Genomic DNA, 25,479 nt, shown 5'->3' on the forward strand with positions numbered 1-25,479 from the left:
CGAAGATAGGTGGATGAACAATGCTGGGTTGGTTTCGCAAGCTGATGCCGCGCGAGGACAAGTTCTTCGAGCTTTTCGAGGCGCATTCGCGCACGGTCGTTGGCGCGGCCGAGGCGATGAAAGCTCTGCTTGCCGGCGAGGGTGATCTTGATGCCCATTGCGACCGGATCATCGCCCTGGAAGACCAGGCTGACGCGATCACCCGTGACGTCCTGCTTGCGGTCCGGCTGAGTTTCATCACACCGTTCGATCGCGGTGACATCAAGGACCTGATCCAGTCGATGGACGATGCCATCGACATGATGCACAAGACGGTGAAGACCATCCGGCTGTTCGAGCAGAAGACTTTTGATCCCGGCATGCGCGAAATGGGCGTTCTGATCATCGATTCTGCCCGGCTGGTTGCCGAAGCCATTCCGCTGCTCGACCGCATCGGCGCCAACGTACCGCGGCTGACCGCCATTGCCGAGGAAGTGACCCGGCTTGAGGGGCGTTCCGATCAGCTGCATGACGAGGGCCTCAAGGACCTGTTCCGCCGCCACGGCACCTCCAACCCGATGGCCTATATCATCGGTAGCGAAATCTATGGCGAGTTGGAAAAGGTCGTCGACCGTTTCGAGGACGTCGTCAATGAAATCAGCGGCATCGTGATCGAGAACGTCTGATGGACGCGACCCTCGCCTTGCCGTTGCTTATCGCCCTGATCGGCGTTGCGCTGTTCTTCGATTTTCTCAACGGCCTGCATGACGCCGCCAATTCGATCGCCACGATCGTCTCGACGCGGGTTCTGCGGCCGCAATATGCCGTCATGTGGGCGGCGTTCTTCAACTTTATCGCCTTCTTGTTCTTCGGCCTGCATGTTGCCGAGACGCTCGGAACCGGTATCATCGATCCGTCCATCGTCACGCCGCAGGTGATCTTTGCCGCCTTGATGGGGGCGATCATCTGGAACATCGTCACCTGGATTTTCGGCATTCCCTCCAGTTCGTCTCATGCGCTGGTGGGCGGGCTGGTTGGTGCGGGCCTTGCCAAGACCGGGGGCGACGCGATCGTTCTGACCGGCCTTCTGAAAACCGTCGGTGCCATCTTCATGTCGCCGATGATCGGCTTCATGCTGGCGCTGCTGCTTGTGCTGATCGTGTCCTGGGTTTGCCTGCGCCAGACGCCGTTTGCCGTCGATCGCAGCTTTCGCGGCCTGCAGTTCATTTCCGCCTCGCTCTACTCGCTCGGCCACGGCGGCAACGATGCGCAGAAGACCATGGGCATCATCGCGGTGCTGCTGTTCAGCCAAGGCTATCTCGGCGACACGTTCTTCGTGCCGTTCTGGGTGGTCATCACCTGCCAGTCGGCCATGGCGCTCGGCACACTGTTCGGCGGGTGGCGGATCGTCCACACGATGGGCTCGAAGATCACCAAGCTCAATCCGATGCAGGGGTTTTGCGCGGAAACCGGCGGGGCGATCACCCTGTTTGCCGCGACATGGCTGGGTATTCCGGTCTCGACCACGCATACGATTACCGGCGCCATCATTGGTGTCGGTGCGGCACGACGCGTCTCGGCAGTGCGCTGGGGGCTGGCGGGCAACATTCTGATCGCCTGGATCATCACGTTGCCAGCGGCAGCGCTGATCTCCGCGCTGTTCTATTTCGCGGTGGGGCTGCTCTAGTCGGCGAGGCGATTGACCATAGCCGTCGAAAGGCGGCTATGGCTTCCCGATCGCAAATTCGGCGCGACACCCGCCGCCAAATAGTATCCTATGGGGCAGGCGGTCAAAGAACTGCCGGTGTCAACCAGAACCCGAGGAACACGCAAGCGATGAAACTGGCCACTCTGAAAGACAGTACCCGCGACGGCAAACTCGTCGTCGTTTCCAAGGATCTGACCCGCTGCTCGGAAGTCGGCCATATCGCCCGCACCCTTCAAGCCGCGATCGATGACTGGGCGCACGCCGGACCCCGGCTGGCGCGGGTTGCCATTGGCCTCGAGACCGGCGCGCAGCCCACCATGCGGTTTCATGAACACGACGCTGCTTCACCGTTGCCGCGCGCGTTTTTCTGGGCTGGCGGCTCCGGTGGTTTTACCGGCCCGCGCGATCCCGTCACGATCAGGGAGGGGGCTTCGAAACTGTCCACGACCGCTCAACTCGCCGTCATTGTCGATGACGTGGGTGTGCAGGCGGATGCCGAGGCGGCAAAGCAGGCTGTTCTTCTCATCCTGCTCGCCAACGATGTTTCGGCTGATGGTGCCGGTGCTGTTTCGTCGTTTTCGCCGGTGGCAGTTACGCCGGACGAACTGGACGAAAGCGCGGATCTTTCCTTGCTTGTTCGTCTCAACGGCAAGCCGGTCGAGGGTGGCAAAGGCAGCGTGAAGGACAGTGCCACCGCTGTGGCAGCGGCTGCAGGTAAGCGGCCGCTGATCGCGGGTAGCATTGTTGCAACCGGCTCCTGCCTCGTCACCTCGGCCCTGTCTTTGGGCGACGTCGTTCGCGTCGAGATGAACGACCGTACGGGGCATTCTATTTTCGGTGCGATCGAGCAGACGGTCGAAACCCGCAGCAAATGAAGGGGCGGGCTCCGGGGCAACCGGAGCCTGTTTCTCTTCGTGACAATTCCTGCCTTCAATTCTTGAATTGTCTTTTTGCACTGCACACGTTAGGAAAGCCGCGCCGGGTTTCATGCGGATGCTCGCAGCGAAAACCGGCAAGGCCAGCCGCCGTGAACAAGGTGGCATGCTTGCGGATTGGAGGATCCCGAGATGGAAACAATCACAACCATTGCCGATCTGCGCGCCCGCCTGAGCGGCCATCGCCGCGCCGGAAAAACCATCGGTCTCGTTCCGACCATGGGTTATCTGCATGTCGGCCACATGGAACTGGTCGCCCGCGCCCGCGCGGCAAACGACATCGTCGTCGTCAGTCTGTTCGTCAATCCGCTGCAGTTCGGCGCCAATGAAGACCTGACCAAATATCCGCGCGATCTTGCTCGTGATCAGGCGATGCTGGTTGAAGGCGTCGCTGACTTTCTCTTTGCACCCGGTGTGAGCGATATGTATCCGCGGCCAATGGAAACGGTCGTCGATGTGCCGACGCTTGGCAGCGAGCTGGAAGGCTCGGTTCGCCCCGGACATTTCGCTGGTGTCGCCACGGTCGTTACCAAGCTGTTCAATATCGTCCAGCCGGATCGTGCCTATTTCGGCGAGAAGGATTTCCAGCAGTTGCAGATCATCCGCCGCATGGTCGAGGACATGGCGCAGCCGGTCGAGGTGGTCGGCGTGCCGACGGTGCGCGAAGCCGATGGTCTCGCCTGCTCGTCGCGCAACGTCTACCTGACGCCGGCCGAACGGGCGGCTGCGGCAATCGTGCCGAAGGCGCTCGATGAGGCCGAACGGCTGATTGCCGGTGGCGTGATGGATGTGGCAGCACTTGAAAAGGCAGTAGGCGATTTCATCGCATCCGAGCCTTTGGCAAAGCCCGAGGTGGTCGCTCTGCGCGACCCCGAAACCCTTCATGAATTGACGGAAATCAGCGAGAAACCGGTTCTTCTGTTGCTTTTTATCCGCTTCGGGAGCACCAAGTTGCTCGATAACCGGGTTTTCAGCCCAAAAACCGCAAAATTTGCAAAGGTGGCATAAGCATGAGTGTACAGGCAGTAAAGCGGCGCCTGAGCCCCGGCAATATCGAAGCATTGAAGGGCGAGCGGCCGATCGTCAGCCTGACGGCCTATACGACGCCGATTGCGCGATTGCTGGATCCGCATGTGGACTTCATGCTGGTTGGCGATTCCCTCGGTATGGTTCTCTACGGTCTTGATTCGACCGTCAGCGTGACCCTTGATATGATGATCGCTCACGGCCAGGCCGTCATGCGTGGGTCCGAAAAGGCCTGCGTCGTCGTTGACCTGCCGTTCGGTTCCTATCAGGAATCCAAGGAGCAGGCGTTCAAGAGTGCCGCCCGCATTCTCAAGGAAACCGGCTGCAGCGCCGTCAAGCTCGAAGGCGGCGCGGAGATGGCGGAAACCGTCGATTTCCTCACCCAGCGTGGTATTCCGGTGCTCGGCCATGTCGGCCTGATGCCGCAACTCGTCAATACGATGGGCGGTTACCGTTCGCTCGGCCGCAACGACAAGGAAGCAGCCAAGATCAGGCGCGACGCAAAGGCCATCGACGATGCCGGTGCCTTTGCAATTGTCGTCGAAGGTACGGTCGAGCCCCTGGCACGCGAGATTACAGAAGCGCTACGCGCGCCGACCATCGGTATCGGCGCATCGCCAGCCTGCGATGGCCAGATACTCGTGACCGACGACATGCTCGGTATTTTCAGCGATTTCAAGCCACGTTTCGTCAAGCATTTCGTCGAACTCGCACCGCAGATGTCAGCCGCTTTCGAGGCCTATGCCAACGAGGTCAAGGCGCGGACGTTTCCCGGCATCGAGCATACGTTTCAGGTCAAGCGCTGAGGCGTTGAAGGACGGGCCGGGCGTTGCCCCGGCTTCCGTCTGATCAGAAATTTGGATCACTGCATCAATCTTATTGAATTGTTCGATAGGTCCGCCGGACCTATCTGTGCGTTCCATCATGAACGCATCTCGGCACGTGTGACCTAGCCGATGGCTGCCGTCACTCCGGAAAGTTTCCTTCAATGACAAAAGATGATTTCTGGCAGGGCGTTCGTGGCGGGTTTCCCGTCATGGTGTCCGCCGCGCCCTTCGGGGCACTGTTCGGAGCGCTGGCGGTCGATAACGGGTTTTCCGTTTTCGACGCGGTGTTCATGAGCGCCACGGTTTATGCCGGTGCCAGCCAGATGGTTGGCCTGGAACTGTTCGGTCACAATGTTCAGCCCTGGCTGATTGTCCTGTCGATATTCGCCGTCAATTTCCGTCATATTCTTTATTCAGCGTCGATCGCCCGGCATATCCGCCATTTCTCCGGACTGCAGAAGTTCTTTGCTTTCTTCCTGCTGGTCGATCCGCAATATGCCGAGACGGAAAAGCGGGCGGAGCGCGGCGAGCCGGTGACTTTTGCGTGGTATCTCGGGTTCGGGATGATCATCTATCTGCCCTGGCAGATCATGACGCTGCTTGGCGCGATCTTCGGGCAGATGATCGGCGATCCGAAGGCCATCGGTCTCGATGTGTTGCTGCCGATCTATTTCATGGGGCTGGTTCTCGGGTTCCGCAAGCGCGACAACTGGCTGCCGGTCGTTGCGGTCAGCTCGCTGGCTTCGATTGCGGCCATGCATGTCGTCGGCTCGCCCTGGCATGTCAGCATCGGCGCTATCGCCGGTATCCTGCTTGCCGCCTGCATGCCGCTGTCGAAACGGCATGAGGAACCGGTGACGTTGGAGCATGAGGTCTGATCATGGATAATGCAGAACACATGCACCTGATCTACGTGATCCTCGCTGCGGCTGTTGCGACGTTTCTCACCCGCATCGGCGGCTATGTGATGATCACGCAGATGAAACGTATCCCGCCGCGCATGGAAGCGGCGTTGAACGCGGTGCCGGCAGCCGTGCTATCGACACTGGTTGCGCCCGCCTTCCTCTCCGGCGGCTGGGACGTGGCTGTGGCCATGCTTGTCGCTCTGGCCGTGGGTTTGCGCTACTCATCGCTCTGGATGCTGCTGGCTGGCTGGCTCGTCGTCATGGCGATCCGGCATCTGCTGGTCTAGTAAAAAGGCCCGCTCCTTGCGAAGCGGGCCGGATTTTTTTAGCGATTGAGCGGTGCCGTCGCCGCTTTCAGCCAGGTTTGCGCCGCCTCATCCGAAATCAACGGCAAGAGCTTTTCCTGCGTTTCCTGGTGGTACGCGTTCAGCCAGGACAGTTCCTCGTCTGTTAGCAGGGCCGTAACGACCAGGCGGCGATCGATCGGGCAGAAGGTGAGTGTTTCGAAGCCCAGCATAGGCAGGTCGCCGCCCTCGATTTCGGTGGCCGCAAATACGTGCATGAGATTCTCGATGCGGATGCCGAAGGAGCCGGGGCGGTAGTAGCCGGGCTCGTTGGAGAGAATCATGCCGGGCAGCAGTTCCTGCATCGAGGCGCGGGAAATGCGCTGCGGACCTTCGTGGACCGACAGATAGGAGCCAACGCCGTGGCCGGTGCCATGGGCGAAATCGGCGCCCGCCTTCCACAGGGCAATGCGCGCCAGCGGATCGAGGTCGATGCCGCGCGAGCCTTTCGGGAAGCGGGCAACGCTGATGGCGATCATGCCCTTCAGGACCAGCGTGAAGAAGCGGCGCTGCACGTGCGGTACGGTGCCGATCGCGACGGTGCGGGTAATGTCTGTGGTGCCGTTGACATACTGGCCACCCGAATCGATCAGGAACATGGTGCCATCGGCGATGGTAAGGTCGCTTTCGGTGGTAACCCGGTAATGCATGATCGCCGCATGCTCGCCAGCGCCCGAAATGGTGTCGAAGGAAACATCCTTCAGCGGGTTCTGCATCCGCTGGCCGACAGCCGCGCGGCAGGCTTCGAGCTTTTCAACGGCAGCGATCTCGGAGATCGTCCCCGGCTGTGTCTGGTCAAGCCAGGCGAGGAATTCGACCATCGCGGCACCGTCCTGCAGATGGGCGCGGGCCGAGCCTTCAAGCTCGGCAATGTTCTTGCAGGCGCGGGGCAGGCGGGCAGGGTCGATGGCTTCGATGATCGTACCACCGCTGACGCGGATGCGTTCGGCCAGCGCGAAAGGTGCATGGTCTGGATCGATCATGATCGTCTTACCGGTTGCCGCAAGGGCTGCGACCTTGTCGTCGAAGGAAGACGGTGCCTCGAGGCTGGAGAGTTGGGTGAGGTAGGCTTCCTCCTCGATCCCGGCCTTGCGCTTGTCGAGGAACAGTTCGGCCGTTGCATCAGCATGGACAATGGCACGGGCGAGGGGATGTGGCGTATGTGGCACGTCGCTGCCGCGGATATTGAAGGTCCAGGCGATCGACGATGGATCGGTCAACACGACAGCGTCGGCACCGGCCTTGGCGATCTCTGCCGCCATTGCTGTCAGCTTGTCCTTGGCAAGAATGCCGGAATGATCGAGCGGCTGGATCTTGACGCGGCCAAGCGGTGCGGCCGGCCGGTCCTTCCACTGGCGATCGAGAGGATTGTGGTCGAGGAAGACCAGCGAACCGCCGAGCCCTTCCAGGGCCTTTTCCAGCTTGCGGACTTCGGCACCCGTATGCAGCCACGGATCGATGCCGAGGCGGAAGCCTTTTTTACCATTGTGTTCCAGCCACAGATGCGGCGGTTCGCCGACGAGGTCCCCACCGGTGAAAACACTGCCGTCGACCTGCTCCTTGAGTTGCGTGACGTAGCGGCCATCCACAAAGACAACCGCTTGACTTTGCGTCACGAGAACAACGCCGGCGGAACCGGTAAATCCGGTGAGCCAGGACATGCGTTCGGCCGATGCAGGCACGTATTCGCCCTGGAATTCGTCCGCGCGCGGAACCAGAAAGCCATCGACGTTCAGGGCGGCAAGCGCGGCGCGCAGCGCATTGACACGCTCCTTGCCAAACTGAGGTGTGGAAGTGACTGCGAAAGACTGGAACATGGATTTTTCCTGCGATGGGAAGGAGCCGGGACCGGGATCGCGCTATGCGAGGCAGATCGATTCCTCAAGAGGGTGCGGACAGTCTAGCGGAAACAACCAGCGCTGCGAAAGCCCGTCTTTCTTGCCTAGTTTTTGTTGAACGATTTTTCCGTGTTGTGGAACGTATGCAGCATGTGCATGGCACCCATGCTGCAATGCGGCTAGACCTGCTTTCAAAATAGTCTATAAACCCACTCAACGAACACGGACGCAAATCTGTTGTTCACGCGAATGCCGAAAGGCAAGAGCTGCACGGTCTGAACATGGTTGGTCATCCTTCTCCTCCTCCCTCCCGGGTGGCCAATTTCAGACTGTGAAGAGTCCGCTTGAGCGCTCCTCCTCCTCAAGCTCGCGGACATGACCGGCTTGCCGGTCAGCGGGCGGTGCTTCGGCATCGCCTTTGTATTGAAAAACCCGCTTGTCCATGACGGACAGGCGGGTTTTCCTTTTTAAGGCTTTAGAAAACCCTCCGTCACGGACGGTCAAGATGAATCGTCACCCAGCCGTTGCGCCAGATGGTGCGGACATGGCGCAGGTGCTGGCCGTTATAGGCCGACAGCACCTTCCAGCGTTGTGACGCAAGAATGCCTGAAAGAATGACCGAACCACCCGGTGCCAGATGGCTGGCGAGCTGCGGTGCCATCTTGATCAGCGGACGCGCCAGGATATTGGCGATAATCAGGTCGAACGGACCGTGCTGTGCAAAGGCCGGCGAGTGGAAGCCGGGCGCGGTGATCGTGGTAACGCCGGTGGCGATGCCGTTGCGCTTGACATTCTCGGCGGCGACGCGCGTGGCGATCGGGTCGATATCGGTTGCCAGAACCGGGACGGGCTTGATCTTGCGGGCGGCTATGGCCAACACACCGCTGCCAGTGCCCAGATCGAGCGCGTTGCGAACTTTACGGGCGCGCATGACGGTTTCGATCACTTCAAGGCAACCCGCCGTCGTGCCGTGATGACCGGTGCCGAAGGCCTGGCCGGCGTCGATCTCGATAGCGATATCGTTCGGCTTGACCTTGTCGCGGTCATGGGATCCGTGCACGAGGAAACGTCCGGCGCGCACCGGCGACAGGCCCTCCAGCGATTTGGCAATCCAGTCGACATCCGGAATGACTTCCCGCTCGATCACCGCATCCGGGAACTGATCTGCGAGAACCCCTGCAAAGCGCACCCGCATTTCATCTTCTTCGTCGAAGTCAATATAGAGCGAGGCTTCCCAGATATCCTTCTTCTCGTCCATTTCCATGGTGGCGATGGCATAGCCTTCGTCCTCGAAGGCATCGGTCATCAAATCCAAAACGACTTCCGAGAGCTTTTCGGTCGTGGTGATGAAGAGGCGCAGGTCGGCCATGTCTTTGTCCTTGTCGGCAAGTGCTTGCCGTCGGGGCGGCTTGCGGCGCTCTAGCATGCCGGGCGATGCGAGGTAAAGCGCAGCGCCTATTGCGCGCCGGGAATCCAGGGGGGAGGCGGGGTGTCCTGACCGGCAGCATTGCGCAGAAAGGCAGTCGAAACGCTGGGAAGGTGATCGACCAGTGGCAGCAGGCGCGAGCGCAGTCCTGTCAGGACCGGGTTTTTCAGCGTGATGAAGGCCGTATTGCGCCGGGTATCCTTGAGCACGGTTTTGACCGCCGGAATCCGCAGGCTGGAATATTCCTGTTCGCGGCCTTCCGATATCAGAAAGGCAAGCCAGCAGGCGTCCTCGATGCCGAGATTCATGCCGCGTGCGCCAGCCGGTGAATGCACATGGGCGGCGTCTCCGGCCAGAAATACATGGCCACGGCTCATGGTTTCGACGTGGCGGAAGCTGATCCGGAATTCGGAACTCCAGGTTCGCTCCAGCACCATCGCTGGATGTTCGATGCGGGTTTCGAAATCTGCGTCCGTTGAAAGGTAGCGCAGTGTATCCTCGTTCACTGGTAACCGGCCGAGCACGCCGGGATTGAGGAAATTCAGTTCGATGAAACCGGTGTCGACCGGCTGTGCATAGCGATAATCCGCGAGGAAAAAACGGCTTTCGATGGCATTGCCCGGAAAGCCAAAACCAAAGGCTTTGCGCACGGCTGAATGGGCGCCGTCCGCGCCGACCAGCACGTCCGGCTCGGCCGTTTCGACCCGGCCGTTGGCATGCTGCAGGGTGATTACCGGCTTTTCGACGTCGCCGGACACAGTGGTGAGTTCGGTCGACCATTCCGGAAAGATGCCGAATGCTGACAGTCTTTGCAGCAGCAGCCGTTCCGTTTCGCCCTGGGCCAGGATCTGGATTGGGCAATAGCGGCTGCGGAAACTTTCTGTCTCGACCGTCGCCAATGGTTTGCCGGCGGCCAGTATCTTGAATTTCGTAAGTCGCCTGGCCTTGGCAAGGATCAAAGCGCTGACGCCAGAGGCTTCCAGCAGTGTCAGGGTCCTGGCATTGACGCCAAGCGCGCGGCTTTCGTGGATGGGGGTTGGCCCGGCCGCCTTTGCCACGATACGGGATTTCAGGCCCCGCCGCGCCAGTTCGAGTGCCAAGGTCAGCCCGGTTGGGCCGGCCCCGGCGATCAGAATGGACTTTTCGCTGCGCTCACCCATCAGGCCCTCGTGGCGACCCTTTATCTCTTGGTCAGGTTTTCCAGTTTCTTGACTGCGGTTTCCGGATTTTCCTCATAGGCGATCGTGCCGCTGAACTTGCCTTTGGAATCGAGCAGGAACACCGATGCAGTATGATCCATCGTATAGTCGCCGCCAGGGTTCTTTTCGTCCAGCGGAACTTTCTTGGCATAGACCCGGAAACCCTTGACCATTTCCATGACCTGGGCCGGCGGACCGGAAATGCCGGTGATGCGCTTGGAGACGTTGGAGACATACTGCCCGAGGACTTCCGGCGTATCGCGTTCCGGATCGACGCTGATGAAATAGGCCTGCAGTTTGGTGCCGTCGGGATCGACCTTTTCCAGCCAGCCGTTCAGCTCGAACAGGGTGGTCGGGCAGACTTCCGGGCAATGGGTGAAGCCGAAGAACAGGGCTGTCGGCTTGCCGGTAAAGGCTGCCTGCGTGATCGGTTGTCCGGTCTGCGAAACCAGTTCGAAGGGTACCCCGAATGGACCGGCGGCGATCTCTTCCTTGCCGGTGGTCATCTGATAGCTGATCCAGCCAAGTGAAGCTGCGACGACGGCAACGGCCGCCCAAAGAACGATGCGAAGTGTTTTCATGATGATGTCCGCTCAAAACCTGCCAAATATCGCTGTTCAGATAGCGGTTTGGTTCTGAGGTTGCAAAAGATTACGCCGCTAGCGTCAAAATGCGGCAGGCTTCGTCAGAAACACCAGGACATGCCGTTTTCGGCCATCGTGAGCAAAATTTCCGGCCCCTGGACGATCCATCCGATAAAGGCGGCAAGGCACAGGAGCAGGAAAACACCACCAATAGCGGCGATCATCAGGTTCTGCGGCTGTTTCCTGGCTTCGTCATGCATGCCGAGATGATATCCTGCCAACGCCAATTTTGAAAGTCGTTTCGCCAAGGGGCGGCAATGCGCCGCGAGGCCTGCCAGAGCTATTTTGCCCAAGAATTCGGCAATCATTTTAGCAAAAGTTTAATTTGTGTTTGCCATGTTCTAGGCGCGTGAAGGGGTGCCTATCCCTTGCTGACATGACGTCGCCGGTTTTTATCCAGTCCGGTCCTGCGCATCAACGCTCTCCCGAATTTGTGCGCTCACCGCTGCATTCAAGAACTGGATCAATGCCGCATGATGTCTCCTGCAATGATCGATCGCAAACTTTCCCTCAGCCAGCGGCTGGCCACGCTGGGGCTCGCCGCCTTTGTCGGCTTCGGTTCGATGCTCGCCGTCGGCTGGTATGAAAATTCACGGGTGGATCAGGCGTTGGACCGCGCGATCGTTGCCCAGAACGCGATCAAGAATGCCAGCACCATGCGGCTGACAAGCGTCGAGCTGACGCTGGTGGCGATGGATGTGATCGTTGATCGTGGCGATCGCCAGGTGTCGCAGGAGCGCCAGAAGCTGATTGCTGATTCGATCGCGGTGCTGGAGGCCGGAAAACCGGCGGCGATGGAGTTGGCCGCCTCGGTCGGCAAGCCAGAGATCATGGCGACGTTCGATGCTGATCTCACCGAGATGACCAAGGTCATTCAGACCGATTTGAAGAAGATGGTCGAGGACGGTGCAGCGCCGGAAGCGTTCGATGCGGTCGATGATGCGATTGATGGGGCGGGCGAGCGCATGACCATGTCGCTCGGCAAGCTCTACGATGAGGCGGGGATTGCGCTTGGCGCCCGTGTCGCCGAAGCAACGGTACGGTCGGCTCAATCCATCCAGTTGCAGCTCGCGCTTGGGCTTCTCGCCATGGCGTCGCTCCTGGCGCTGCTTTGTTTCCACGGCAACATTCTTCGCCGGGGTGTCTTTGCTATCCGCGACAGCATGCAGCGGATTCTTGGTGGCGATTATCAGGCGGCTGTTGAAGCCGTGAGACGCGGCGATGAAATTGGCGAGATGGCGCGTTCGGTCGAGATGTTCCGGGCTGCTGCCGTCGAAAAGCGCGAACTTGAGCAGGCAGCGGCGGCAAGCCGGACTGAAAACGAGATCGAGCGTGAAGCGCGCGAAGCTGCCAGTGCTGAAGAGGCGCGCCAAGTTCAGCGCGCAGTCACCGCACTGGGGCAGGGGCTCAACCGCCTGTCCGATGGAAACCTGACCGCGACGATCGATCAGCCCTTCCGCCACGACCTGGAGACACTGCGCCGGGACTTCAACCACACAGTCGAGAAGCTTCAGGGCGTCTTGTCCAACGTTCAGGAAAACAGCAACTCGATCCAGTCGAACAGCCGGCAGATGCGTGGTGCGGCCGACGATCTCGCCAAGCGGACCGAACAGCAGGCTGCCTCGCTGGAAGAAACATCCGCGGCGCTCGACCAGATCACCGTGACTGTGCGCACCGCCACGCAGCGCGCCGAAGAAGCGAGCCAGATGGTCGGCGAAACCCGCAGCAATGCCGAGGAATCCGGCCGTATCGTCCGCGAGGCTGTCGAAGCCATGGCCCGGATCGAGAACGCCTCCTCCGAAATCGGCAAGATCATCAATGTGATCGACGAGATCGCCTTCCAGACCAATCTGCTTGCGCTGAATGCCGGTGTCGAGGCAGCACGCGCCGGCGAGGCGGGCAAGGGGTTTGCTGTCGTCGCCCAGGAAGTGCGCGAACTTGCCCAGCGCGCGGCTGGTGCTGCCAAGGATATCAAGGTGCTTGTCGGCCGTTCCAGCAGCGAAGTCGGCACCGGCGTCAAGCTGGTGCAGGCAACCGGCGAGGCGCTTGGCCGGATCGGCACCGATGTGGCGCGGATCAACGGGCATATGACGTCGATCGTCAATGCCGCTCGTGAGCAGTCGGTCGGCCTGCAGGAAATCAACACGGCGATCGGCCAACTCGATCAGATGACCCAGCAGAATGCTGCCATGGTCGAACAGACCAATGCTGCCAGCCATACGTTGGCACAGGACGCTGAAGGTCTGACCGTTCTGATCGGCCAGTTCCAGCTCAGCGGTGCGTCTGCCCGCCCCATTCCCCAGCCTATTCGCGTCGCCACGCCAGCGACAGCGCGTCCAGCACCATCTCCCGCCAAAGCCCTGATGGGCAAGCTGGCGGGTGCCTTCAACAGCCCCGCGTCATCCGTGCCGAAGGCATCGGGTTCCGCCGAAAATTGGGAAGAGTTCTGATCATGTCAAACGCAATCAAGCAGTCCGGTGCCTATCTGGAAATCGTCTCGTTCCACCTGGGCGATCAGGAATTCTGCATCGATATCATGGCGATCCGCGAAATCCGCGGCTGGGCGCCGGTCACCCCTATGCCGCACACGCCGCCATACGTTCTTGGCCTCATCAACCTGCGCGGCGCGGTGATCCCGGTCATCGACATGGCCTGCCGTCTCGGCATGAAGATGACGGAGCCGTCGGAGCGCTCGGCGATCATCGTCACTGACATTGCCGGCAAGCTGGTCGGTCTCCTGGTCGAACAGGTCTCCGACATGATGACCATCAAGAGTGAGGCCTTGCAGCCGGCGCCGGAAATTATTCCAGAAGCACAGCGTGCCTTCTGCCGCGGCATCGTGGCGCTGGAAAAGACCATGGTCTGCTTCCTCAATCTCGATACGGTCATCGCCGACGAACTGGCGCAGGCCGCTTAAACAAGCCACGCTGAATGGAACAAGGACGCCATCCGTGAACCGGGTGGCGTTTTTTGGCGTTTGGACAGGCGGTACGACTTGCGAAACGCGTTACCTCATTGTGCGCTTTAGCCGTTGCGAATAGCATGTCTGCGCGAAGCCTAATTTCAGGAGATGACCCGTGAGATGCCTGCTGCTCGTCGATATCCAGAACGGTTTTTGTTCAGGAGGAAACCTTGCGGTACCTAATGGTGAGGAGGTCGTGCCGATCATCAATCGGCTGATCGCCGAAGGCCAATATGATCTCGTCGTCGCCTCGAAGGACTGGCACCCGGCCGATCATGGCAGTTTCGCATCGCAGCACCCGGGCAGCAAGCCCTTCGACACGGGCACGCTCAGCGGCAAGCCGCAGGTGCTTTGGCCGGATCATTGCGTCCAGGGAACCCTTGACGCAGACTTCCATCCCGGCCTCAATATTGCGGGCATCGACCACGTGCAGCGCAAGGGCGAAGATCGCAACGTCGACAGCTATTCCGCTTTTCGCGACAATGATCAGTCGGCGCTAACAGGACTTTCGGATTATCTCACGCGGGCGGGTGTTGGCACGCTCGATATCTGCGGTCTAGCGACTGATTATTGCGTCAAGGCTTCGGCGCTTGATGCCAAGGCGCTGTTGCCCGCTGTCAGCGTCCGCTTCATTGCCGATGCAAGCCGCGGCATCGATGCGGCCGGTGTTGAAGCTGCGATTGACGAGATGAAGGCCGCGGGCGTTCACGTCATCGCATCCAGGGACGTTTTCGCAAAGGAGTAGAATCGACTATTTCGGCGTACCGTTTGTCCAGGTAACCGGCTGCTCAAACAGCGGAATGGTGGAGATCGACATCTTGGCGGAGCCATCGGTCAACTCTCTCGAATGGGCGAGATAAATCAGCGTGTTGTTCTTCTTGTCGTAAACGCGGGTGACCACCAGCTTCTTCCAGACGAGGGAGAGACCCTCGCGGAACACTTCCTCGCCTCCCTGGCCAAGCTCGATGTCGCCGATCGTCACCGGACCGGTCTGGCGGCAGGAGATCGAATTGTTGGAGGGATCCTCGAACCAGTTGCCGTTCTTGAGGCGATCGATGACGCTGCGGTCGAAATAGGTGACATGGCAGGTGATGCCCGCGACCTTGGGATCGCTGACTGCATCGATGGTAATGTCATTGCCGAGCCAGTCGACGCCGACTTCCCCGACCGTTTCGGCTTGCGCGGAAAGACCGGCGAGGCTTGTCGCGAGAAAAGCGCAGGCGCTGATGAAGCGGATGGGAAGTGGCATTGTTGGTTCTCCGGATACGATGCCACTGAAATAGGATAGGCAGCCGCCAATGCAAGCGGCCTGCGCGCATATCAACCCGTGCTAGAAAGCGGTTGGCCCGGTCCTATGGCAGCGCGCATCTGGGCTGCGGCGCCGGCAAGGGCGCGGGCGCTGGCAACAGATGCGGCATGAAGGCTTCCGGCCATGCTCAGCCCGTCACGTCCCAATGCCTTTGCCTCATAAAGTGCCACGTCCGCCTGTACCATGGCATCGGACAACGAGCCGCCGGGATCGACCATGGCTATGCCGATGCTGACCGTCAGGCCAATTTCCAAGTCACTGTTGGTCTGCACGGGGGTCGTTCTGACAGCGGTGCAGATCGCCTCGGCAATCTCCGCCACCTCCAACCGGCCAGCGCCGGCAAGGGCGATACCGAATTCTTCGCCGCCCAGGCGCCCGAGGATACCCCGGCCTGCCAATGTCGCGTGAGCGATCCGGGTGAAGTGGACAAGGGCTGCGTCTCCACCGGCATGCCCATGAAGGTCATTGATCTGCTTGAACCTGTCCAGATCCAGCAGCATGAACGCCGTCTGCTGCCGGGATCCCGTGGCCGCCGCAAACATGCGCTCGAACGCGGTCATGAAGGCGCGGCGTGACAGGGCACCGGTCAGGTCGTCATGGGCGATCATGTGGCGGAGATTGGTGATCATCCAGCCATGCAGCATCAGGATGATGCCCAGAAAGAACAGCGGCATGATCAGCAGGCGTGCCGCAAGGAAGGCTGTCGCCCACATCGGCGGAGCAAGCATACTGTTCACAAGGTCGAAGCCGGTCATGGCCGTTACGACCCGAAAGGCATGAAGGAGAGCGACCAGGAAAGCCATGACGCAGCAAAACAGCATGTATGGTGCGATCGCCCGTTCCTCTGGCCAATGGCGCAGGATGGTCGCGCCGATGAGAACGCAGATGAGGCTCAAAAGCCCGTTGCCGATCACGATGCGTGCCAGGTGACTATGAGCGCCGTGGCTGAAGAACAGTAGTGCTGCGGAGACACCTGCAAGGCTGACGGCGATCAGCCATGCTCCGGGGAGCGTGCAGCCCAGGAACTGCCGAAAGCCGCTGAGCATCACAAGTCCGGCGGCGACTATCAGTATCCCGCCGGCTACCGTGTGAAACCACACAGGAACGATGCTGGCCGTCAGGGCCACAGATGCCGCAAGTGCTGTCAAAAAACACGCTGCACTGAAGCTTGCGACCCCCGGCACGCCGGTTTTGCGCAGCGACAGGAGCACGGGAAATGTGACCAAAAGGGAAATGACTGCAATAGCGGAAAGAAAGCTCATAGGCGCGGATTCCTGCCGGGTGGTGCTCAAAAAAGTTTGGTCCGGTGAAGCGGATAAGGCCAAATTCGTAGTCTCAGCGACTTAATTTTTTTAATCGAAAATCGCAGCAATTTTAATCAGTCCGGCAATAGGGTGCAATTTCCACGGGTATACGTTGCGTGAAGCGGGAAATGCCTCCGGGCTCCTCAAATCCAGGCTGCCCCGATGTTCCGTCAGGCTCCAAAACGCCCCGGCGGCAGGGGATAGAGGAAAAATCCAGCGCGTAAGAAACGGGTGGCGCGAATGCGCAACTCAAAGGATAACTGTGACCCTAAGCTGCAGAAATCGCCATGCCGAAGGCGGCGCCGTCTCCTCGTTCCAGGCGGCCTGGATCACGCATGTTGCCGGGCCAGGAGCAGGCTGCTGCCGATAAAAACCACGGATCATGTGAGCGTCTCCTTATTCTCGCCAAAAATAAAAGCTCTGAGACCGGACGCAAATGCAGTTTTTTGAGCTTCAGGTTGAACGCAGGCGTTGATGCGCCGGAGTTCCAACTGATTGCCAGACCATGATGTCCTGGGCGGGGAGGGTTGTCCTCATCGCTTTTTTGCCTGCGGCAGGTGCCGCTCTCCTGTGCCCACCATGCTCCCTGATTTTCTTGGAGCCCGTGTAAAGGAATTGGTTACCATACTTTGTCATTCTTTTGATCGACCGGCAGGCCCCGGCAAGCGCGCAATTTGGCGCAAACTGGGCTTTGGACCGGCCTCGGCGGCAATGTGCCTTGTTGCTCTCCGATTGAGTAATGCGTTTCGGGTAACGAGTATCATGGCGTTTGCAGCAGAAAAATGCAGTCATCCCGCATCTTCCGGCCGACCGGGCGCGCGTTCCAGGCCGTTGTCGCGTTTGCTCGCGGGGGCGACCGTTACCGGCATCGGCATTGCCGCTTCCATATGGATGGTCGCGACTTTCGCGGCGATGCAGGGCATGGGCTCGTCACTGCCGTCCAACAAAGGTCCGCGGCTTGAGGCTTCATTGGGGCTCAAACCGATCATCCACGCCACCCCGCAACAGCGTGTTGTACATCTTTCCAAGTTTTCGCGGATCACCGTTCTGCCGCGTATGAATCTCGTCGCCACGGCGGTTCCGCAAAAGAGCCTGGCCGCAATCGCGATGGCCAAGCCCGCTGTGGATTTTGCCGAAAAGACGCAGGTTCTGGCGCTGGCGACGGCTGCTGCGGCCAGAGGCGATGCGATCATTACCGGCTCGACGCCGGTCACGGCCAACGCGCTTGTCGAGACCGTGTCATTGAAAGAACAGGGACTTGGCAAGCCCTTCAGTCTGGTCATGCCGGAACCGGCATCGTCGCTGAACGGCATGCTTCCTGATCTCGGACCGGTGCCATTGGCGAAACCGCGCGGCATCGCCGATGCCGTCCGCAAGTCCGATGACAAGGCAACGAAGCCGGCAGCCAAGGAGCTTGCCTACGCCAAGCCTGATTTGCCGATGGACGACGACAACGAGGTTCGTCCGTCGTTCCGCGGCAAGCGAGGGGTGGCCTACTATGACATCTCGGCCGGCGTCGTCTACATGCCGAACGGCGAGAGGCTGGAAGCGCATTCCGGTATCGGCAAGATGCGCGACAATCCCGATTACGTTCACGTCAAGATGAAGGGGCCGACACCGCCCGGAACCTACAAGGTGACGATGCGCGAGTCGCTCTTTCATGGTGTCGCCGCAGTTCGCCTGACCCCGGTGGATGGCGTCGCGCCGCATGGCCGTGACGGCCTGCTCGCGCACAGCTATCTCCTGAGAAACCGCGGCGATTCCCATGGCTGCGTCGCCTTTGAGGAATATCCCCGCTTCCTGAAGGCGTTCAAACGCGGCGAGATCACTCATATGGTCATCGTCAAGAGCATGAAGGGTTTCTCAGCTCCCAAGCGCACCTTTGCTTCGCTGTTTTCCAAGGGCGCGTAGACCGGCGCGCTTCGATTTTCGGCAAAATCTGACGATACGCATCCAGGCCGCGAAATCTGAATGGTTTCGCGGCCTGGATGCGTTTTATCACACCATCCCCTCGCCAACGGTTTCACACACAGGGCCAGCCCAGCTTTGCCCCTCGTTTCTACGCCTCCATCTACCCATTACAGACCGAAAGACATGTCATTTAAGATATGCTAATATAAGGTATTGGGAGGGGGAAATGTTTGCTCCTTATCGAGTAGGCGTCATTGCGTTTGGTTTGCTGGCCTTCGATGTTGCGCCATTGAAGGCTGTTGAGTCGATCGGCAAGGCGGTTGAAATCAAAACTGCCGTGACGGGCACGCGTGGCGACCTGTCAATCAACGACCCGGTGTTCCAGGACGAGCGGATCCGAACGTCAAAATCGGGCCTCGGCCAGTTTATCTTCCGGGACGGGACCAAGCTCGCGGTTGGATGGGGCTCATCCGTCGTGGTCGATAAATTCGTTTTCGACGGCTCCAATTCCGTGAAGAAGCTGACAATCAAGGCTGCCAAAGGGACTTTTCGCTGGGTCAGCGGAAAATCCAACCACACAGCCTATGAAATTTTGACGCCGGCCGGGACGATCGGCGTGCGAGGAACGGCCTTCGATTTCTATATCGGTGGGGATGGGACGACGGCCGTGGTGCTGCTCGGCGGCGCGGCGAGTTTTTGTGGGGCGGGTGGTTGCCGGCAGTTGATGCGGCGTTGCGATTACGTCGTCGCCAGACGCAGCGGTGCCGTGACCGATGTCCGCCGGGTTGATCGCGGCATCTTTACCACACTTGGCACCACCAAGGCTCTGCCATTCCTGTCCGGCAGTCAAAAGCTTACCGCCAGCGGCGGTTACGGCGGTTGTGGTCTTGCGAGAGCGGTCGATATCAAGCCGAACGATGTTCCCAAGCAAGTGCGACCAACGCCCAAGGAGCAAAAACCGGACCGCGACAAGCCAGATCGTGATAAACCGGACAAGGATAAACCGGACAAGGACAAACCAGACCGGGACAAGCCGGATCGTGATAAGCCAGACCGTGACAGACCGGATCATGACAGACCCGACCATGACAGGCCGGATCATGACCGTAACCACGACAAGAACGATAGGGGCAATGGCGATCGTAACGAGCCTGACAGGCCCGGTAACCGATGACCAATGGCGCTATGACGGGGCCAGGACGACTGGGACCGGATATTCAGCGGGTAGGGCTGGAGGACGGTATTTCCGGGGCGCCACTTGCGTAGATGGGGCCATCGTCTTCCTTTTGAGCCGCGCTGTGCGAAAAATGTTCGGTCCTGCGTGAGATGCGGCGATAGAACTCTGTCAAATTGACCGGTAGTACAGTTGCCTTCACTTTTGCGGCCTGCAGGAGTTTTCGTATGACCGGGGACTTGGACGCCAGTGCTTCGATCATCTGCAGATGGATGCTTTTCAGATCGTGAAACTCTGCGGAGGCGGCGACACGGTCGTCGCCGATCACCGCGAAGGTGCGCGTCCTTGTACTCTTGCCCTTGAGCGGCAAAGCGCCGGCTTCCAGCAAGGCATAATGCGACGCGCGATCCGCGGTGCTCTCCGAGATGAGTATGTCGAAACAGACCTCCTTGCAGGCTGTTTCAATACGCGCTGTGACGTTGACGGTATCGCCAACGGCGGAATAGTTGAAATGCGTCTCCGCGCCCATATTGCCGACGCAGGCGAGGCCGGTATGAATGCCTATGCCAATACCAACGGTCCGCTCGAGTCCAAATCCGAAGGCGTCCTCGGCATTGAGACGGGCAAGGGTCTCCCGCATACCCAGCGCCGCACGGACCGCTTTCCCAGGATGATCGGTGACATCGACGGGTGCATTCCAGAAAGCCATGATCGAGTCGCCGATAAACTTGTCGAGCGTGCCTTCGTTGGCGATGACGTGACGGCTTAGCGCGTCAAGAAAGGTGTTCAGGAAGCCGACGACTTCGGCGGGCGTCAACCGTTCGCTGATCTCGGTGAAATTTCTGACATCGACAAACATTACCGTCAGTTCCCGGTCATCGCCGCCAAGACGTAGGGCGTTCTGGGTGTGCTCGATGCGATAGAGCAGTGATGGGGAAAGGTAGTGACCGAAGGCCAGCCGGACTTCGCGCCGCTCCCGGTCTATCACCAGAAACCGGAATGCCGTTGCGGCGAAATGCGTGATGGAGCCGCTGACAATGGGTGCCAGCGGGTCGAAGAGAAGCCCGCCATAGATGAATGCACTCCATGATGCGGCAAGAGCGAGCGCTGTGATCGAAAGGCCGCAGGCCAGCGCAATTGCCGGACTGAGAAAGGTGGTCAGGAAAACCAGCAGGCTGCCCGCCACCGCGATAGACAGGATTTCAAGTCCATCGGCCCAATCGGGGCGCGACAGAAAATGCCCTGACAGAATCTGCTCAACGATCTGGGCTTGAAGCGAGACACCAGGGACATTTTCGCCGAGCGCCGTTGTTCTTATGTCCTGAAGGCCGGCGGCGGACGTGCCCACGAAGATGATGCTGCCGTTGATCTTGGCTGCTGTCCCTTCCGGGATATCGCCGTCAGCCAGCAGTTCCCGCGTTGAAATATAGCGGCCGGCATTGTCAGGCGTGACATGGAGCCACAATTCTCCCGCGGCGGTCACCGGAACGACGAAGTCGCCAATCTTGATCCTGGTTATCGTGTCGGGCACATCGGCCGCATCTGCGAGCAGATAGGTGGAGGCGCCCTGGGCGACGCGCAATGCTTCCAGTGCAAGGTTTGGATAGAGTTGTTCGCCGTCGCTGAGCAGCAAGGGTACGGTGCGCACCACCGACGACGGGTCGCCGGGCGTCAGGCTGATATGCCCGAGACCTGCGGCATTGGCCTCAAGTTGCGGCCGCAGCGGCGTTGAACCGAGGATTTGCGGGGGTGCATTGAACGGCGGCTCACCGGTAAAGGCAAAGCCGGCCTTCATTTCGGGGCGGCTGTTTCCTTTGTTCGACAGTGCAAACCCGAGCACGACGGGTTTCCCGGCAATCGCTTGCGCGAAAATTTCGTCATTGTCCGGCAGTCGCGCAAGCAGCGACGGGTCGATCCCCGCGATGTCGCGAATGACGGTGCGGGGCGAAAGACGGTCGGGCTCTGAAAAGAGGATGTCAAAGGCGATCGCAGAAGCGCCCATGGCGGAAAGGCGGACGACCAGCTTAGCCATCCGATCCCGTGGCCACGGCCACTGGCCGAACTCCTCAAGCGAAGCTTCGTCTATGTCCAATACATGAACCGGCATATCCTGAAAGGTACGCGGCGCGATGCGCTGATATTCATCAAATGCGACTTCGCGGGCCTGTCGCAGCAGCGGCGGGTCGCTTGCCCGCAGGATCGTAAGGATCGCGACAATCACCAGACCGACAATGACGCCAATTTGCTGCGCGCGTGTCATGACTATGCCATCCACCCCTAAGACCGGTTGAACTTAGCACAAGCGATGACAATGGGGAAAACAGGCATATCTGGCTTTGGGAGTGCCTCCTTATGAGACAGCGGGTCAGCGCGCCCGTGTGCGCAAGGTTGGGGAATTGCCACCGCGAGCACCGTGCTTTAATCCCGTCTACACTCTCTGGGGGTGGCTTTCATGCGAATCAATGCGATCACGAATTGGGCCTACGGCGTGACAGTCGTCCTGACCGTGCTTTCGGGCGGCGCTTTCATCCTGTCCACCAACAGTGCCAACGAGGAGCGGTTGGCGGTCGAAGAGCATCTGGCGCTGGATACGCTCGCGGAAGAATTGGCGCTCGGGGCCGAGGAGCGAAGCGACGAAGCCCGTCTGTATGTCATGCGCGGTGACGAACGCCATCTGGAAGCGTTTCACGCGAAGGAAGGCGAGGAGCGCCGCCGTGAGGCGGCGATCAAGAGTATCAAGGAACAGGGCGCCTCATCCGCAGAACTGGCAGCGCTTCAAGAGGTCGAGCTGGATGCCGAGGCACTGGACAAGATCGAGGCTGCCGCTATTGGCACCTATCGCAACGGCGATCAAGCGGCAGCACGGGAGGCACTCTTTGGTGCTGAACATGAACGCCTGCAGACGGATCTGCTCGATAGTGTCGGGCGGTTTCGCGATCTGACCGGGGCCCGTACCGGCGCTGCGCTGAATGCTGCGCGGTTACGAAGCGACTGGTTCGGTGTCGTCGCCAAGACGATGCTGGGGCTGACGGCGGCACTGTTCCTCGGTGTTCTCTATTTCGTCCTCAAGCGCCGCATCGCCATGCCGCTGACGCGTATGACCGGTATCGTTACACGGCTGGCAAAGCAGGATTATGCCGTGGACGTTCCGCTGGATCAGCGCCGCGATGAAATCGGCGAAATGAACGAAGCCATCCATATTTTTCGTGCCAATGGGCTGGAACGCGACCGGCTGGATGCGGAGAGCCGGCTCGACCAGCAGACCAAGGATTTGATCCTGCAGATGATGCACCGGCTGCAAGCTTGCCAAACGCAGAGCGAACTGGCCGACGTGGTGGCGCGGTTCGCACCGCAGATATTTCCCAATCTCGCCGGTCACCTCTATGTCTTGAACGAAAGCCGGACACTGCTGTCGACCGTTGGAAGCTGGCTCGATCCGCAGCAATCGGCAGCATCCTTTGCGTCCAGCGCCTGCTGGGGACTGCGGCGGGGCCGTCCGCATCTGAGCAACCGCGGTCACAGCGACATTGCCTGCCAGCATCTCGAGGAGACCAATGTCGCCGGTCTTTGCGTACCGCTGACGGCGCAGGGCGATACGATCGGGCTTCTGTATTTCGAGGAGCGTTCCGGGGCGGTGACGGACGTCGAAACCTCACGCCTCTATCTGGAGCTGATTGCAGAAAACATCGGCCTTGCCGTTGCCAATCTTCAATTGCGCGAGAAGCTCACCCATCTTGCCGTGCGCGATGCGCTGACGGGGCTGTTCAACCGGCGCTGGCTGGATGAGACCCTCAACCGCCACGCACGCGAGGAGGCAACCGATCCGCTGGCCTGCCTGATGATCGATATCGATTATTTCAAGCGCTTCAACGACGAGTTCGGGCATGATGCCGGCGATGTCGTCATGCAATATGTGGCGCAGATCGTCATCGACACGGTGGGGGAATCCGGTAGTGCCTACCGCTTTGGCGGCGAGGAATTCACCGTGCTCCTGCCGGGGATGACTGAGGCGGCAGGCTTCGAATTTGCCGAACAGCTAAGGACCAGGATCGCGACGGCGCCCTTGTCGCACCGCGGCCGAATCCTAGGATCGGTGGCCGTTTCCATCGGCGTTGCATCCGCTCCCGCAGGCGGAACGGTGCCGACATTGCTGACGCGGGCAGATGCAGCGCTCCTGAATGCCAAGGCGAGCGGGCGCAACATGACGGTATCGGCCGGAAAATTGATCCTGGGCGACATGCAGGATTCCGCGTAGAAGCAGCTTATCTGTCACAGGCTTTCTTCACGCCGTTAGGCGGCCTGCAAAACGCCTGCCAGGCGTGGCGTTCACCTCTAAACGCAAAAACACTTTCAAAAAAAACGCATACAGTCAAAAATCGTTGGCCCGCTATGGTTTCACAACGTGCATTCGGGAGAAATGCATGGAAGCACGAACGTATTCTGGGAGGAGTGGTTTTGCTGCAGAGAAATGTTGAAACTGCACCCTTGGTGAGGCCCGAAGACGAACGGCTGGGGGCTGGCGCGACTGTGGTCTATGGACTGCAGCATGTGTTGACCATGTATGGCGGTATTGTCGCCGTGCCGTTGATCGTCGGGCAGGCCGCCGGTCTTTCACCAGCTGAAATCGGCCTTTTGATCACCGCATCGCTGTTCGCCGGTGGTCTTGCAACGCTGCTCCAGACGATCGGCCTGCCGTTCTTCGGCTGCCAGTTACCGCTGGTGCAGGGCGTTTCCTTTGCCAGTGTCGCGACCATCGTCGCGATCCTCAGCGGTGGCGGCGAGGCGGGCGGGCTGCCGGCGGTGCTCGGTGCCGTCATGGTCGCATCGTTTGTAGGTTTGCTGATCACGCCAGTGCTGTCGCGGATTACGAAGTTCTTTCCGCCACTGGTCAATGGCATTGTCATCACCACGATCGGGCTGACGCTGATGCCGGTGGCGGCCAATTGGGCGATGGGCGGAAACCGCAATGCGCCCGATTTTGGCAGTATGTCCAATATCGGCCTTGCGGCGCTGACGCTGTTGGTCGTGCTGTTGCTGAGCAAGCTTGGCAGTGCCTCGATTTCGAGATTGTCCATCCTGCTTGCGATGATCATCGGGACGATCGCCGCCGTGTTTTTCGGCATGGCTGATTTCTCCAAGGTTGGAGACGGGCCGATTGTTGCCCTGCCGTCGCTGTTTCACTTCGGCCTGCCGGTGTTTCATCTGGCTGCTGTGATTTCGATGTTGATCGTCGTGATGGTCATTCTGGTGGAGACTTCAGCCGATATTCTCGCTGTCGGTGAAATTATCGAGACGAAAGTGGATTCAAAACGGCTTGGCAACGGGTTGCGCGCCGACATGCTGTCGAGCCTGATCGCGCCGGTGTTCGGTTCGTTCACACAGAGCGCCTTTGCCCAGAATGTCGGACTGGTGGCCGTGACGGGCGTGAAAAGCCGTTATGTCGTCGCGGCTGGAGGTCTCATCCTGGTGACGCTCGGTCTCTTGCCGGTGATGGGACGGGTGATCGCCGCCATTCCGCCGTCCGTTCTCGGCGGCGCAGGTATCGTGTTGTTCGGCACGGTGGCGGCAAGCGGCATCCGGTCGCTCTCCAAGGTCGATTATAACAACAACATGAACCTGATCATCGTTGCCACCTCGCTCGGTTTCGGCATGATCCCGATCGCCGCACCGCATTTCTACCATCAGTTCCCCGGCTGGTTCGAGACGATCTTCCATTCCGGCATCTCGTCCTCGGCGATCATGGCGATTTCGCTCAACCTGTTGTTCAATCATTTCCGGACGGGAAATTCGGACCAGCAGTCCGTCTTCGTGGCGGGAACGGAACGCAGCCTGCGGTACCAGGATATTTCGGAGCTGCACGACGGCGACTATTTTCAAGGTGGCAAGCTTTACGATGCCAAGGGCAACGAAGTGCCGGTTATGGCGCAGCCGGGAGGGGCGCACGGGCATTAGGCCAGCCGGTCAGGTTTTTGAGCGGCCTTGCTTCAA

General features: G+C 59.8%; 23 protein-coding genes. 14 read left to right on the forward strand and 9 right to left on the reverse strand.

Translation table 11 applies throughout. The features are described from left to right. Positions 1-20: 20 nt before the first annotated feature. The 7 genes from ASC96_RS30235 (at position 21) to ASC96_RS30265 (ending at position 5,667) form a co-directional block, all read left to right on the forward strand. Positions 21-665, forward strand: coding sequence for a DUF47 family protein (locus tag ASC96_RS30235; protein ID WP_060506756.1), 645 nt, complete (start codon positions 21-23; stop codon positions 663-665). Continuing rightward, complete coding sequence (locus ASC96_RS30240) at positions 665-1,666, forward strand: inorganic phosphate transporter (protein ID WP_060506757.1); 1,002 nt, start codon at positions 665-667, stop codon at positions 1,664-1,666. Before ASC96_RS30235 ends, ASC96_RS30240 begins: the two co-directional genes overlap by 1 nt. Positions 1,667-1,815: 149 nt before the next feature. Beyond that, the gene (locus tag ASC96_RS30245; protein WP_060506758.1) at positions 1,816-2,562 is read left to right on the forward strand and encodes a fumarylacetoacetate hydrolase family protein; all 747 of its coding nucleotides are present in this window, start codon (positions 1,816-1,818) and stop codon (positions 2,560-2,562) included. A 192-nt stretch (positions 2,563-2,754) separates the two neighbouring features. Continuing rightward, a complete protein-coding gene (panC, locus tag ASC96_RS30250; RefSeq protein WP_060506759.1) occupies positions 2,755-3,630 on the forward strand; it encodes a pantoate--beta-alanine ligase in 876 nt (291 codons plus the stop codon). A 2-nt stretch (positions 3,631-3,632) separates the two neighbouring features. Then, complete coding sequence (panB, locus tag ASC96_RS30255; RefSeq protein ID WP_060506760.1) at positions 3,633-4,454, forward strand: 3-methyl-2-oxobutanoate hydroxymethyltransferase; 822 nt, start codon at positions 3,633-3,635, stop codon at positions 4,452-4,454. A gap of 182 nt (positions 4,455-4,636) precedes the next feature. After that, positions 4,637-5,353, forward strand: coding sequence for an AzlC family ABC transporter permease (locus tag ASC96_RS30260; protein ID WP_060506761.1), 717 nt, complete (start codon positions 4,637-4,639; stop codon positions 5,351-5,353). A 2-nt stretch (positions 5,354-5,355) separates the two neighbouring features. Beyond that, positions 5,356-5,667, forward strand: a complete 312-nt coding sequence (locus ASC96_RS30265) for an AzlD family protein (protein WP_060506762.1) — start codon at positions 5,356-5,358, stop codon at positions 5,665-5,667. 38 nt (positions 5,668-5,705) lie between these two features. Here ASC96_RS30265 and ASC96_RS30270 read toward each other — a convergent pair whose 3' ends face one another. The 6 genes from ASC96_RS30270 to ASC96_RS30290 form a co-directional block, all read right to left on the reverse strand. Beyond that, positions 5,706-7,541, reverse strand: a complete 1,836-nt coding sequence (locus ASC96_RS30270; RefSeq protein WP_060506763.1) for an aminopeptidase P family protein — start codon at positions 7,539-7,541, stop codon at positions 5,706-5,708. Between the two features lie 345 nt (positions 7,542-7,886). Then, a complete protein-coding gene (locus ASC96_RS33115) occupies positions 7,887-8,066 on the reverse strand; it encodes a hypothetical protein (RefSeq protein WP_156393892.1) in 180 nt (59 codons plus the stop codon). Continuing rightward, the gene (locus ASC96_RS30275; RefSeq protein ID WP_060506803.1) at positions 8,053-8,931 is read right to left on the reverse strand and encodes a 50S ribosomal protein L11 methyltransferase; all 879 of its coding nucleotides are present in this window, start codon (positions 8,929-8,931) and stop codon (positions 8,053-8,055) included. The genes ASC96_RS33115 and ASC96_RS30275 overlap by 14 nt, the downstream gene beginning before the upstream one ends. 86 nt (positions 8,932-9,017) lie before the next feature. Beyond that, on the reverse strand, positions 9,018-10,148 hold the full coding sequence (locus tag ASC96_RS30280) for an NAD(P)/FAD-dependent oxidoreductase (protein ID WP_060506764.1): 1,131 nt from the start codon (positions 10,146-10,148) through the stop codon (positions 9,018-9,020). A 20-nt stretch (positions 10,149-10,168) separates the two neighbouring features. Beyond that, positions 10,169-10,768 (reverse strand): SCO family protein, encoded by a 600-nt coding sequence (locus ASC96_RS30285; RefSeq protein ID WP_060506765.1) that lies wholly within the window; start codon positions 10,766-10,768, stop codon positions 10,169-10,171. 104 nt (positions 10,769-10,872) lie between these two features. After that, on the reverse strand, positions 10,873-11,139 hold the full coding sequence (locus ASC96_RS30290; RefSeq protein WP_060506766.1) for a hypothetical protein: 267 nt from the start codon (positions 11,137-11,139) through the stop codon (positions 10,873-10,875). A gap of 168 nt (positions 11,140-11,307) precedes the next feature. Between ASC96_RS30290 and ASC96_RS30295 the strand changes: the two genes are divergently transcribed. The 3 genes from ASC96_RS30295 to pncA all read left to right on the forward strand — a co-directional run bounded on the left by ASC96_RS30295 (position 11,308) and on the right by pncA (position 14,538). Beyond that, positions 11,308-13,281: a methyl-accepting chemotaxis protein gene (locus tag ASC96_RS30295; RefSeq protein WP_112834599.1), complete on the forward strand. Its 1,974-nt coding sequence runs from the start codon at positions 11,308-11,310 to the stop codon at positions 13,279-13,281. A gap of 2 nt (positions 13,282-13,283) precedes the next feature. Continuing rightward, on the forward strand, positions 13,284-13,748 hold the full coding sequence (locus ASC96_RS30300) for a chemotaxis protein CheW (protein ID WP_037096270.1): 465 nt from the start codon (positions 13,284-13,286) through the stop codon (positions 13,746-13,748). Between the two features lie 160 nt (positions 13,749-13,908). Then, positions 13,909-14,538, forward strand: coding sequence for a bifunctional nicotinamidase/pyrazinamidase (gene pncA, locus ASC96_RS30305; protein ID WP_060506768.1), 630 nt, complete (start codon positions 13,909-13,911; stop codon positions 14,536-14,538). Between the two features lie 6 nt (positions 14,539-14,544). On the opposite strand, the gene ASC96_RS30310 is transcribed toward pncA, so the two are convergent. Together ASC96_RS30310 and ASC96_RS30315 are read right to left on the reverse strand one after the other, a co-directional pair. Then, positions 14,545-15,042: a CreA family protein gene (locus tag ASC96_RS30310; RefSeq protein ID WP_060506769.1), complete on the reverse strand. Its 498-nt coding sequence runs from the start codon at positions 15,040-15,042 to the stop codon at positions 14,545-14,547. Positions 15,043-15,113: 71 nt separating this feature from the next. Continuing rightward, on the reverse strand, positions 15,114-16,364 hold the full coding sequence (locus tag ASC96_RS30315) for a GGDEF domain-containing protein (protein WP_060506770.1): 1,251 nt from the start codon (positions 16,362-16,364) through the stop codon (positions 15,114-15,116). 873 nt (positions 16,365-17,237) lie between these two features. Here ASC96_RS30315 and ASC96_RS30320 point away from each other — a divergent pair. Together ASC96_RS30320 and ASC96_RS30325 are read left to right on the forward strand one after the other, a co-directional pair. Continuing rightward, a complete protein-coding gene (locus tag ASC96_RS30320) occupies positions 17,238-18,317 on the forward strand; it encodes a DUF2778 domain-containing protein (protein ID WP_244482380.1) in 1,080 nt (359 codons plus the stop codon). A 226-nt stretch (positions 18,318-18,543) separates the two neighbouring features. Then, positions 18,544-19,491 carry a FecR domain-containing protein gene (locus tag ASC96_RS30325; RefSeq protein WP_060506772.1) on the forward strand — a complete coding sequence of 316 codons (948 nt, stop codon included), beginning with the start codon at positions 18,544-18,546 and terminating at the stop codon, positions 19,489-19,491. 43 nt (positions 19,492-19,534) lie between these two features. Here the strand turns inward: ASC96_RS30325 and ASC96_RS30330 are convergent, their stop codons facing one another. Beyond that, positions 19,535-21,751 carry an adenylate/guanylate cyclase domain-containing protein gene (locus ASC96_RS30330; protein ID WP_060506773.1) on the reverse strand — a complete coding sequence of 739 codons (2,217 nt, stop codon included), beginning with the start codon at positions 21,749-21,751 and terminating at the stop codon, positions 19,535-19,537. A gap of 192 nt (positions 21,752-21,943) precedes the next feature. On the opposite strand from ASC96_RS30330, the gene ASC96_RS30335 reads away from it, so the two are divergent. Beyond that, a complete protein-coding gene (locus ASC96_RS30335; protein WP_060506804.1) occupies positions 21,944-23,746 on the forward strand; it encodes a diguanylate cyclase in 1,803 nt (600 codons plus the stop codon). A gap of 200 nt (positions 23,747-23,946) precedes the next feature. Next, complete coding sequence (locus ASC96_RS30340) at positions 23,947-25,443, forward strand: nucleobase:cation symporter-2 family protein (protein WP_244482382.1); 1,497 nt, start codon at positions 23,947-23,949, stop codon at positions 25,441-25,443. The last annotated feature ends 36 nt before the right edge of the window (positions 25,444-25,479 follow it).

The organism is Rhizobium sp. Root1204 (genome assembly GCF_001424965.1).
GTDB lineage: Bacteria > Pseudomonadota > Alphaproteobacteria > Rhizobiales > Rhizobiaceae > Pararhizobium.